9 protein-coding genes are annotated in these 12615 nt (G+C 35.1%); all 9 read left to right on the plus strand.

Going from position 1 to position 12615, the window contains the following annotated elements; genetic code table 11:
- Positions 1 to 16: 16 nt before the first annotated feature.
- The 9 genes from AC5P2S_RS03410 to AC5P2S_RS03450 all read left to right on the plus strand — a co-directional run bounded on the left by AC5P2S_RS03410 (position 17) and on the right by AC5P2S_RS03450 (position 12597).
- Entirely contained in the window at positions 17 to 1258 is a 1242-nt protein-coding gene (locus tag AC5P2S_RS03410) for an efflux RND transporter periplasmic adaptor subunit (RefSeq protein ID WP_248875939.1), read from the plus strand.
- Positions 1259 to 1301: 43 nt separating this feature from the next.
- Positions 1302 to 2078 carry a GIN domain-containing protein gene (locus AC5P2S_RS03415; protein WP_494556225.1) on the plus strand — a complete coding sequence of 259 codons (777 nt, stop codon included), beginning with the start codon at positions 1302 to 1304 and terminating at the stop codon, positions 2076 to 2078.
- A gap of 36 nt (positions 2079 to 2114) precedes the next feature.
- Positions 2115 to 3572, plus strand: coding sequence for a DUF4932 domain-containing protein (locus tag AC5P2S_RS03420; protein WP_494556226.1), 1458 nt, complete (start codon positions 2115 to 2117; stop codon positions 3570 to 3572).
- Positions 3573 to 3593: 21 nt separating this feature from the next.
- Positions 3594 to 4460: a hypothetical protein gene (locus tag AC5P2S_RS03425; RefSeq protein ID WP_494556227.1), complete on the plus strand. Its 867-nt coding sequence runs from the start codon at positions 3594 to 3596 to the stop codon at positions 4458 to 4460.
- A 14-nt stretch (positions 4461 to 4474) separates the two neighbouring features.
- Positions 4475 to 5197 (plus strand): ABC transporter ATP-binding protein, encoded by a 723-nt coding sequence (locus AC5P2S_RS03430; protein ID WP_120213337.1) that lies wholly within the window; start codon positions 4475 to 4477, stop codon positions 5195 to 5197.
- An 83-nt stretch (positions 5198 to 5280) separates the two neighbouring features.
- Positions 5281 to 7695, plus strand: coding sequence for an ABC transporter permease (locus AC5P2S_RS03435; RefSeq protein WP_494556228.1), 2415 nt, complete (start codon positions 5281 to 5283; stop codon positions 7693 to 7695).
- A complete protein-coding gene (locus AC5P2S_RS03440) occupies positions 7688 to 9322 on the plus strand; it encodes a serine hydrolase (RefSeq protein WP_494556229.1) in 1635 nt (544 codons plus the stop codon). Before AC5P2S_RS03435 ends, AC5P2S_RS03440 begins: the two co-directional genes overlap by 8 nt.
- A 13-nt stretch (positions 9323 to 9335) precedes the next feature.
- The gene (locus tag AC5P2S_RS03445; protein WP_494556230.1) at positions 9336 to 11774 is read left to right on the plus strand and encodes an ABC transporter permease; all 2439 of its coding nucleotides are present in this window, start codon (positions 9336 to 9338) and stop codon (positions 11772 to 11774) included.
- Position 11775: 1 nt separating this feature from the next.
- The gene (locus AC5P2S_RS03450; protein ID WP_494556231.1) at positions 11776 to 12597 is read left to right on the plus strand and encodes a GLPGLI family protein; all 822 of its coding nucleotides are present in this window, start codon (positions 11776 to 11778) and stop codon (positions 12595 to 12597) included.
- Positions 12598 to 12615: the final 18 nt, after the last annotated feature.

Genomic DNA, 12615 nt, shown 5'->3' on the forward strand with positions numbered 1-12615 from the left:
AAACAGTTATCTAAATATGGATACGAAAATAGTAAAAAAGAAATCTAAACTAAAATTTGTCTCAATTATCATCATATCTGCATTAGCGGTTTCGGTTTTCGGATGGTATTTTTTGAATCAGAAAAAAACGTATAATGTAAAATCAGAAGATATCACGATTGATGAAGTGACAAATGGAAAATTCGAAGATATGTTGATGGTAACTGCACAAACGCAATCTCTTAATTCTTCTCTTGTGAATGTTTTGGAAGGTGGCGCGGTAAAAGAAATCTTTGCGGAAGACGGACAAATGCTGACAAAAGGACAACCCATCGCAAGAGTTTACAATCCGAATACAGAATTTAATTATCTGAATCAAGAAACGGGAATTATGCAGCAGATCAGCCAGATGAGGAGTTCGCTTTTAGAGTTAAAGAATCAGGAATTCAGTCAGGATAAAGAATTATTGCAGTCTCAGAATGATTATAATACGGCGTTGCAGACTTTTAATCTTCAGAAAAGATTGTACGATGCGGAAATCGGAAAGAAAACCGATTATGATATTGCTTTACAAAATCTGAATTATCAGAAAGACAGAAAACGAATTGTTGAAAAAGGAGCTTCTAATGAGAAAACTTCGAGAAATGCCCAGTTTGCGGCGATTAATAATTCCATTAATCAGATGGAAAAAAGTTTGAATATTCTTCGTTCTAACAAAAATAATTTCCTCATAATGTCGCCGGCTTCGGGAAGGTTGTCGTCATTCAATATTTCTCTCGGACAAAATCTGACAAGTGGAGAAAGCATCGGGAAAATCGATTTGATGGGAGGTTACAAGTTGGTCGCAAAAGTGGATGAATATTATATTAATAAATTAACGAACGGAATCAAAGGAACGCTTGATAATAATGGAAAAGAATATGAAGTTATCATTACTAAAATTCTTCCGGAAGTGAAAGACGGACAGTTTTCTGTAGAACTGAATTTCATTGATGCAAAAATTTCAACCCTGAAAATCGGGATGACTTTCGGAGTGAAACTGAAATTATCTGCCGATACACAAAGTATGATGATTCCGAAAGGAAATTTCTATAAAGACACGAACGGGAAATGGATTTTTGTAGTGAAAAATAACAAAGCTGAAAAGCGAAACATCAGTCTGGGAAGAGAAAATCCTCTGTATTATGAAGTGGTTTCCGGACTGAAGCAAGGCGAGTCTGTCATTACTTCGGATTATTCTGAATTGAAAAAATACGAATTATTAGATATTCAAAAATAACAATCAGAGACTGATTATTAAATAAAACTAAAAAAATATAACAATGCAAAAACTATTATTACTATTAATAACAATGATTATCGGTCTTTTTTTGACCTCTACGAGATTGAAAGGAAATGATTTTTCGAATGGGATTCAGAAATCAGAAACAAAGACTTTTAATTTGGGTTCATTCAATGCTGTGAAAACTTCCCAGGCGATTGAAGTGGAAATTGTAAAATCAAACGAAGAAAAAGCGGTTGCGACAAGCACGCATTTGTCAGAACTTAAAATCGAAGTGAAAAATAAAACGCTTTACATCCAATACAGACCTAATGTTTCGCTTCAGAATGCCGATACAAAAGTGGTTATTTACGCAAAAGACCTTGTAAAAGCAGAAGCCGGAAATGCCTCTTCTATAAAAGTGAAAAGTGTTTTTGAAACTGCTGAACAAACTTTTGAAAGCAATGGAAGCGGAAGAATTGTTGCGGATTCTAAAGCTTCGGTTGTTAATATCAACGCCGATAGTGCAGGTGGATTTTCAGGAAAAATCAATACGAAAAATCTGAATGTTGATGCTAATTCTGCAAGTTCGGTGAAAATCAGCGGTTCTGCAGATAATGCGAAAATCAATGTGGATAGCGCAAGTTCTGTGGATGCCAAAAATATGAATATTCAAACTGCAAAAGCAACTGCAAGTGCGACATCATCGATAACTTTGAGTGTTTCAAAAGAACTAACCGCTTCTGCAAGTTCATTAGCTAAAATCAGATATAAAACATTATCAGGAATTAAATTTTCTGCAAGCAGAAGTTCTGGAGGAACAATCGATTCAATTTAAAATAATAAACTATAAACTTAGAAAACTCAGATTAAAATGAAGACCTTAAAGATGATTAATAAAAGCATTTTGACTTTGATGATGTTTTTATTGGCGGCAAATCTGAAATCTCAATCAAAAGTTGATGTGGAATTCAATCCCAATATCGCCACGTATTCCATTGTTGAATATCTTGTAGCGAAGCATCAGGGAAGACTTTTCTACATCGACGGGAAAGCGGACATCGGTCATTTACCTTTGGCTGATTTGGCGAACAGGGAAATGGAAAAATATGATAATTCGAAAATCATCAAAGCGATGCAGGATTATCTGCAGGTTGCCGGCCAGCAACAGGATTTGACTTATCAGGTTTTACTGAAGCACAATATTTTTCCGGCAAAAGGCTACGCTTACCAGATTGAGGAAAATGATAATGCAAAGAAAGAAGCGGTGGAAAAATTCGCCGAACAGTTGAGAGAGTTTTATATCGAAAGAAATCTGGGAAAATTCTTCAAAGACCAAAACCGTTTTTTAGAAGGCGCAAAGAATGAGGTCAGAAAAAATATTCCGGCTGGCTATATGGCTAAAATGGAGCAATATTATGGTGAGAAGTTTCTGGCTTACAGATTCTGGATTAATCCGTTGGATATTATGCCTAATATTCCGGTCTTCTGGCACGGCAACGGCCCAATGATTAAGTCTGACAAAGGGCAGATTGCCAATATGATCAGCAGTCCTTATCTTCCGCTGGAAAAGAAAAATAATATCGGGGAGTATAAAGAATTTGGTTTCAATCATCCGGAGACGCTCAACTTTTTAATTACGCACGAGTTCGGTCATTCGTTTGTCAACCAGCATTTGGGACAATATGAAGACAGGATTAACAAGAGCAGTAATCTGATGTCTGAGGCTCTTGTTGATAAGATGGCGATGCACGGTTATTCTTACTGGCCGTCTTGCGTTGCCGAGCATATCGTAAGAACAGGAGAAATCCGAATTGCGCTGGCTGATGGCAATCAGAAATTGGCTGAAAATTTACGAAAACAACATATGAATGACTATTCCTTTGTTCTGATTCCTGAATTTGAAAAGAAAATGGAAGTATATGAAAACAACAGGAAAAAATATCAATCGTTTAAAGAATTTGTTCCTGAATTACTAAATGTTTTGGATGAAACCAGTGTCGAAAAAGTGAGAACAAAATTGGGTTTATCTAATGTAAAATACGAAGTGAATTTAACGGTAAATGTTCCCGAAAACAGCGGTGATGTTTATATTACAGGTAATCAGTCAAGCATCGGGAATTGGAATCCTAATGTCATTAAACTTAATAAAACTAGTGAAACAACCAGACAAATTACATTCAAAACTTATCCTGATTTGAAATTCAAATTAACCAAAGGAAGCTGGGAAACAGAAGGGAAAATCGACGGGATCGAAGAAGGGAAAGACATTTCTTTGTCACTGGATAAAAATACAAGTCTGAATTACACGGTGAAAAACTGGAAACAATAATTAAATAATCAATAAACTAAAATGCAAAATCGATTATTGTTTTTAATTACAGTCATTATAGGTCTTTTTGTTAAAGGGCAAAGTATTGATTTTAAATGGGAAAAAGATTCTATTAACGGGAAATTAGTTGATAAAATCGCAATGAGCGTGCCTTTCACTATCGAAAACAAAACGTATCGGTTTCAATTTGATTTAGGCGCCAATACGACTTTAATCTATGATAAATGCTTTGAAAAAACAGAGTTTATTAAGAATAAGAAGGTAGATGAAGCAATGGAAGCAGCTGGACATAAAGTTTTCACTGTCGATCATCAGAATTTCAGTGTTGGAAAATTAAAAATTGAGAATTATAAACTTAACGGGCTTTTGAACTTCGAACAGGAGGAAGCTTGCGGTGTCGTAGGGGCAGATTTGTTTCAAAATAAATATCTGATTATTGATTTTCCTAACCAAAAAATAACTGTAAGTGAACAATTAAAAACCACTAAAAAAATTGATTTTGTTGACATCAAGATTATCAATAACAAACCGATTCTTCCTTTAGAGATTGATGGCAAAGTATATCATTTCCAATATGATACGGGTGCGAGTGTTTTTCCAATAGTTTCTTATAAAAAGAATTTTCAAAACTTAATTGATTTATCCAAAATTATTGAAAACTTTAATATCAGAAATTTTAACAATCCTCTGGTTGTAAAAGCAATAGAAACCAATAAAAATGTGATCATCGGAAAATCGTCATTTAGTACCAAAGAGTTTTGGTTTACAGACGAAGATTACTTTTCCTTTGAACAACAGGGGCTCGACGGAGTAATGGGAAATGTTTTTTTCCTCGATAAAACAATAGTCATTGACTTTAAAAATAAAAAATTCGGAATCATAATTTAAAAAAATATACTACAATGATAAACATTCAAAACCTTTCAAAAGTCTATAAAACAGAAGATGTTCAAACCAATGCGCTTAACAATGTAAGCCTGCAAATCAAAGAAGGCGAATTCGTTGCGATAATGGGACCTTCCGGTTGTGGAAAATCTACTTTTCTTAATATTCTTGGACTTTTGGACAGCGCTTCTTCAGGTTCTTACCAGTTTGAATCGGTTGAAACTATTGGAACTTCTGAAAAGAAAAAATCAGAGATCAGAAAGAAAAACATCGGTTTCATTTTCCAGAATTTTAATCTGATTGATGAACTGACAGTTTACGAAAACATTGAATTACCATTAATTTACAACGGTGTTTCCTCCTCAGAAAGAAAAAGAAGAGTGGAAGAGATTATGGAGAAAATCAATATCGCTCACAGGGCAAAACATTATCCACAGCAGCTTTCCGGCGGTCAGCAACAGAGAGCAGCGGTTGCAAGAGCTTTGGTGACTAGACCAAAATTAATTCTGGCCGATGAACCAACAGGAAATCTAGACAGTTCCAACGGAAATGAAGTGATGAATCTCCTTGCAGAACTCCATAGAGAAGGTTCTACAATTGCAATGGTAACGCACTCTTCTTACGATGCAGGTTACGCCTCCAGAATCGTGAATATGAAAGATGGTGAAATTTTCTCCGAAGAACATTCTTCTCAAAGAAAAGATGTTTTCGAAAAAGCAGACGCAAAAAACTTCGAATAATTGTTAAATAAGGATGTCTGATGATGGATGTTAGGTGAAAAATTTCCGACATCCAGCATCCTTCCTGCAACAAAAAAATAACTATGTTTAAAAATTGGCTCAAAATTGCCTTCATCAATTATAAAAAGAACTGGTTGTCTACCATCATTAATTTGTTTGGATTAACGATTGGACTGACAGGATTTATGCTCATCCTGATGCATTGGAATGATGAAGAATCCTACGAAAAATGGAATCCTAAAAAGGAAAATATCTACGCTTTCCAAACTCATAACAAAGCAGAAAATACCTACGGAAATAATATTTCTGTTCCAATGGCAGAGCGTGCTGTAAAAGTGATTCCGGAGGTTAAGGATTTTGTCTTGTTCAATGGCTCGGGGATGGGTTATAAAATGACCACGAAAGTCAAAACTGTTTATCAGGGCGAAGGAATGTCGGCTTCAGAAAGTTTTTTCAATTTCTTCCCGTTCAGATTGGTCTCCGGAAGCTATAAAGATGCTTTGAAGGGTGATAAAGTAATGGCACTTTCCACAAAAGCAGCCAAAAATCTCTTCGGTAAAACCAATGTTGCAGGAGAAACTGTGAAAATCAATAATAAAAGTTTTGTTGTAACCGCAGTTTATGAATTGCCTGAAGCGAACAGCCAGATAAAACCGGATTTTATCTTCTCGCCGTATGAGCAGATGAAAGGTGATAAAGAACAATGGGGGAATTTCAATTACGGCTGTTTCTTTTTGCTGAAACCCGGAACAGATGTAGAAGCTTTACAACAGAAATTCTACGACAATATCTTTTTGTACAGAGCAAAAATCAGTGCGCAAGGTGCAGGGGTTACACCGCAAAAATATCTGGAATTGTACGGTCCTACAGGAAGTTTGTTTACTCCGATTGACAAGATAAAACTGCACGCCAAAGCCTCTTGGTTTGGAAATGGAGATTTCAAAACGATGATGATTCTGTTTACGCTTTCTGTTTTGATTGTTGTTTTATCAGCCATTAATTTTATTAATCTTAAAACCGCTCAGGCATCTCAGCGTGCTAAAGAAATCGGCGTCAGAAAAGCGATAGGAAGTACCAAATCCAATCTTGTTCTTCAGTTTTTGTTGGAAACTTTTGTGATTTGTTTGGCGTCATATCTTTTGTCTTTGGCTTTAACAGAGCTTCTTTTACCAAGCTTCAACAAGTTTTACAACAAGGAAATCGTGATGAATGACTGGCATATTTACTTCTATTCATTCTTGATGGTTTTGGCGGTTACATTGATTTCGGGATTGATTCCTGCTACTTATTTAGCCAACTTTAAAGCTATTGAAACTTTGAAAGGAAATTTCGCCAGAAGTAAACACGGCATTTGGCTGCGAAACGGGATTTTGACTTTGCAATTAATCATTTCGTCATTCTTTATCATTGGTGGTTTAATCGTTAACAAACAGGTGAAATATATGATGGATAAAGACTTGGGCTTCAGCGGGAAGCAGGTTTTCCTGATTAATTTCAGTGAAAATAGCGACAAGCCCTGGCTGAAATATGAGCGCGTCAAAAATGAAATGAGAAAAATAGAAGGTGTCGCTGATGTGTCTTACGGAGAAGCGGTTCCGGGAAGCGGGAGATTCAGCAATTCTAATATGGATTATATGGACAAAAGCATCTTTGCGCAGCACGGTTCTATGGATTATAATTACCTCCAGTTTATGGATGTGAAGCTTAAAAAGGGACGTTGGCTCAATCCGGATCTTGCTTCCGATACTATTACCAATGTCTTGGTCAATGAAGCGTTTGTGAACAAATTCGGTTGGACAGATGATCAGGCATTTAAGAATGAAGTTCGCCCGGGATTCGATAACAGACCTTACCATATTGTAGGGATTGTAAAGGATTTCAACGTTCTGAATCCCCGAAGAGCTATTGAACCCATTGTATTTTTCCATTACAGAGAAACAGACTGGAAACGATATAATGTCTATAACATTCAGCTGAAAATAAAACCGGACGATATCGATGGAACGGTAAAAAGAATAAAGTCTTATTGGCAGAAAAATGTAGAACCGGGTTATCCTTTTGATTCTTATTTTATCGATAAAAAATTCGCTGAAAGTTTTGTTAAATATCAGAAACAACAAACACTTTTCACCATCCTGAACGCAATGGTTTTGATGGTAGCTTTATTAGGATTATTCGCATTGTCATCATTAATGATCGAGCAGAAGCTGAAAGATGTGGCAATCAGAAAAACTTTAGGCGCATCAGACGGAACTTTAATTTTTGGGTTGACGAAGCAATTCCTTTGGATTACGTTAATTGCAGTTCTAATAAGTATTCCGATCAGTTATTATCTGATGAACGAATGGCTCAAGGATTTCGATTACCGAATTGATATGCCGGTTTTCCCGTTCGTCCTTAGTTTGATTTCTTTATTGATACTGACTTTTGCAGTGGTAAGTATCAAAGCTTATCAGGCAACGAAAGTGAATTTGGTAAAATACCTGAAATATGAATAAAATTTTAGAATCTTCTTTTATGAAATATATTTTAACAGCGGTATTTTTAATGTTCGGAATTGGTCTTGGCTATTCTCAAAATACTAAGGAAATAGACGAATTACTTTTAACATACGAAAAAGCCAATCAGTTTAGCGGCTCTGTCTTGGTTGCAAAAAAAGGGAAAGTTATTTTTGAGAAAAGCTATGGCTACAGAAATGCGGAAAACGGAGAAAAGAATACAAACGACAGTCAATACAAAATTTTTTCTACCACAAAAATGTTTACTGCAACAGTTGTTCTAATGCTGGAAGAACAAGGTAAACTTTCCATAAATGATAAATTATCCAGATATTATCCGGATTTTCCAAAAGCAGATAGCATTACTATAAAAAATATGCTTTCCCATACATCTGGAATACCAGAAGCAGAAGACTCAGACAATACCAAAAACGAAAAAACATTTTTAAAATATATTACTTCGAAAAAATTGGATTTCTCACCTGGCAAAAGTTGGGGTTATTCCAATTCCAACTATTATTTATTAGGTTATATAATCAAAAAAGTAACGGGATTGGAGTATGACAAAGCCATTGAAGAATTTATACTAAAACCTTTGAAAATGACATCAAGCGGATTTCACTTTAATGAACTGAAAAGTGAGAATAAGGCTGTAGGATATGAGTTTATTGATGGAAAGAATTCCAACAGAGCGTTACTTTTCAAAACAGACCACCCTTTTGCAGCGGGAGCCATCTATTCTACGGTTGGAGACCTATACAAATTCAGTGAAGCTTTATATGGTGGTAAGATTATCAGCAAACAAATGGTGGAAAGAATGTACACGCCATATCTTAATGACCATTATGGTCTTGCACAGGAAATCTACAAAACTCCGAATTCTGATATCATTCAGGTTGGGCACGGCGGCGGCGGTCCGGGTTACAAGTGTAGATTTGTTAAGGATTTGAAAAATGATATTACCATTATTATATTGATCAATTCCGAGATGATATCAGCAAAAGCAGCAGATAATATCACAGATATTATTTATAATAGACCTTATACTGCAATGAGCAAGAGCAAAATTGATGCGAAAGATCTACAAAAATTGCAAGGTATCTATTCTTTCAATTCGGAAAACTATTATATCAATGTCATTAATGGGACAGTGGTTTTAAACGGAGGTGGAATTCCAAGAATGCCTTTGGCTCCAATTACTAAAATCGACTACAAGCTTTTCGAAAATTTTGACTTAAAATTCAATGCAGACAATACAGGAAAAATAGGATCAGTTACTATAACTAATACGCAGGGAAAAAAAACAGCTAAAAAAATAGCGGATATTTTTTCCTGGGGAATCATAGGAACGGCAACTCCAAGTTGTTGGGAAGGGAAAGATATTGTTTTAGAAACTCAAAAAAGCAATCCTGATTTTTACTATCTCAAGAACTATAAATTGAAAGCTGGGGAATTGAGATTTCGTTCAAACAATGACTGGGCGAATAGTTTGGGACTCAACGGTGATAATAAAAGTATGTGTTACGACGGATATAATATCATAATTAAGGAAGATGGGTTTTATGATATTGTATTGGATCTGAGCATCAAATCTAAACCTCAATATTCAGTTAAAAAAGTAAACTAATAATAACACGATTATGCTGAAAAACTGGCTCAAAATAGCATTCATCAATTACAGAAAAAACTGGCTTTCCACCGTCATCAATATTTTGGGATTGAGTGTCGGCTTGTGTGTATTCTTATTGATATTTATCCATTGGCAGGATGAGAAGTCTTACGAGCAGCATAATCCTAATAAGGACAAGATCTATCTGATAGAAAATAAAAATGCGGATTTCGGAACAATGGTTGTTTCCAGCTATCCTCAGTTGACCGTTTCTAAAGAAAAATTTTCAGAAATTGAAGATTATTGTATTGCCAATCTTTGGATATCATATAAAGTCCGTTTAATGTCAGAAGGTAAATCTGCCTTTGCATCATCTTGTAGAGCATCAGATTCTTTTTTTGATTTTTTTCCTGTGGAAAGAGTAGCAGGCAGTTTTAAAAATGCTATTGATGACAAATCTAAAATTGCCATATCAGAAGAAACCGCAAAGACACTTTTTGGTGATGAATTTAAAAACTGCGTTGGAAAAACAATCACTCAGGATACGCCAGATGCTACACCACTTGTTGTAACAGCAGTTTATAAAAATCCTGAGATCAATACTGTTTTCAAACCGGGATTTATAATGAGAAATCAAGGTTTGGATAATAATGATAAATCTAACCAACAATGGACAAACTATAGTTATGTTGGCTATTTTAAACTTAAGCCAGGAACAGATGTTAAAAATCTTGAGAAAAAACTTTCTGATCAACAAGCCGAACAGGAAAAAAAGGCAGTAGAAAGCTGGGGAGAAAAATATAATGCTAGAATCAAACCTCAGGTTTATCTTACACCGATTAGTAAAATGAAGTTGGACGCCAAAAGCGAAGGTGTAGAAAAAGGAGATAAAAAATCCATTATGATTTTGCTGGGTTTATCTGCTTTGATTTTGATATTGTCAGGAATCAATTTGATCAATCTTAAAACGGCGCAGGCTTCCGAAAGAGCAAAGGAAGTTGGAATAAGAAAAGTAGTGGGAAGCACAAAATCGAAATTGATTTTACAGTTTTTACTGGAGACTTTTATGATTTGTTTTGCTGCTTATATTGTCGCTTTTGCAATGGTAGAGTTACTATTATCTCCATACAATAGATTTCTTAACAAAAACATCAAACTGAATGACTTTACATTGTTTATCTACACAGGATTATTGTTGTTTGTTTTTTCATTGATTTCAGGATTGATTCCGGCAATTTATCTTTCTAATTTCAAACCGATCAATACGTTAAAAGGCAACTTTTCAAGAAGTAAGAGCGGAGTCTGGCTGAGAAATTCTATTCTGGCTTTGCAACTGATTATTTCTTCATTTTTCATTATCTGCTCATTGATCATACATACACAAGTAAAGTATATGTTGAATAAAGATTTGGGATTCAGAGGTGAGCAGGTAATTCATATTCAATTTAAGAAAACTGATTGGCGGAACGATTACAACTCAAAAAAATATAATCGTTTGAAAAATGAAGTTTTAAAAATTGCAGGTGTTGAAGATGTTACAGGTTCCGTTAATTCGATAGGAATGGGTTTAGCTAATGCTTCTACAGTTCAAAACGCGAAAGATACGATGAAGTCTGTACAAAGCGTCTTGGTTGGCGGAATTGATTATAATTATTTTAAATTTTACAAGATCAAATTTACATCGGGAAGAGACATAGATTTACGCTTTGCTTCTGATACGATTTCCGGAGCAATTGCCAACGAAACATTCATCAAAAAAATGGGCTGGAATCAGAATCAGGCACTTGGTAAAGAAGTGATTCCAGGCTGGGAACACAAAAAGAAATATCAAATCCTTGGTGTCATCAAAGATTTCTACATCAATGGTGTGGATAAACCGATAGAGCCAATGTTATTTTTTAATTACGACAGAAACTGGGCGAAAAATAATATGAGCAACCTGCAGATCAAGATTTATCAAAACGATATCAGCGGAACATTGGAACGCATCAGAGAATTCTGGACAACTAAAGCAGAACCAGGCTATCCTTACGATTTTGAATTTGTAGATAAACAGTTCGCCAAAACATATGAGAAGTTCCTGAAACAACAGACTTTATTTACAGCTTTAAACATCGTTGTTCTCGTCATCGCGTTGTTAGGATTATTCGCATTGTCATCATTATTAATCGAACAAAAACTGAAAGACGTTGCTATCAAAAAGACTTTAGGCGCGGACGAAAAAACAATTGTTTGGGATTTGACTAAAAGGTTTTTACTGATTTGTGTGATTGCGGTTTTAATCAGTATGCCTTTCGGTTATTATGCGATGAATGAATGGCTGAAGGATTTCGCTTACAGAATCGATATGCCGGTCTGGCCTTATGTTTTGAGTTTACTCTTATTATTGATTTTAACATTTATAGTAGTGAGTTTCAAAGCTTACCGAGCAACCAAAATCAACCTTGTTAAATACTTGAAATACGAATAAAATGAAAAAAATAATCATCTTAATATTTACATTAATTATCAATCTGTTTTTCGCACAAACCAACAGATTCATTTACGAAATGGAAATGAAACTTAAGGATAAACCAATGAAAATGAATATGGTTTTGGACATTGATAAAGATTATACAAAATTTTACGATTACGATTTTCTAAAAAATGATTCTATCAGTAAAAAAACCGGGGAAAATTGGCAAACCAATACACAATCTGACCAGTTGATTCTGAGAAAAGCTAACTCCAACGAGAACAGAGCTTTTCACGACAATATGTTCGATTATTTTGTAATTGACTCCAAAGACGAAATGAACTGGAAAATCGAAAAAGAAACCAAAAAAAGTGCTGAATATTCATTACAAAAAGCGACTACAGATTTTGGTGGAAGAAAATGGACTGCTTGGTTTTGTTCAGCTATTCCTTTTCACGAAGGACCTTACAAATTCAGAGGTTTGCCAGGATTGATTTTCGAACTGCAGGATGATAAAGGTGATTACAATTACACATTGTCAAAAAGCATCAATCTTCCGGAGACTTTCGTAACCACTAATTTTCTGGAAACCCATTATGGGAATCAGCCTGTGAAAGTAAATTTGAAACAATTCCAAAAAGTAAAGCTCGATTATTACAGTGACCCGGTTGCCGAGATGAGAAATAATCTGAAAACTGGCGGAACGGTGATTATTGGAGGAGAGAAAATCACAAGTCAGGAACAGCTTGACCAGAAAAGGAAATTCATTCAGGAGAGCATCAAAAATTATTATAATCCGATAGAATTGGACAAAGCGATTCCATATCCAAAAAATTAAAATTGTCAACGACAAACT

Source organism: Epilithonimonas sp. 33E, assembly GCF_059372615.1.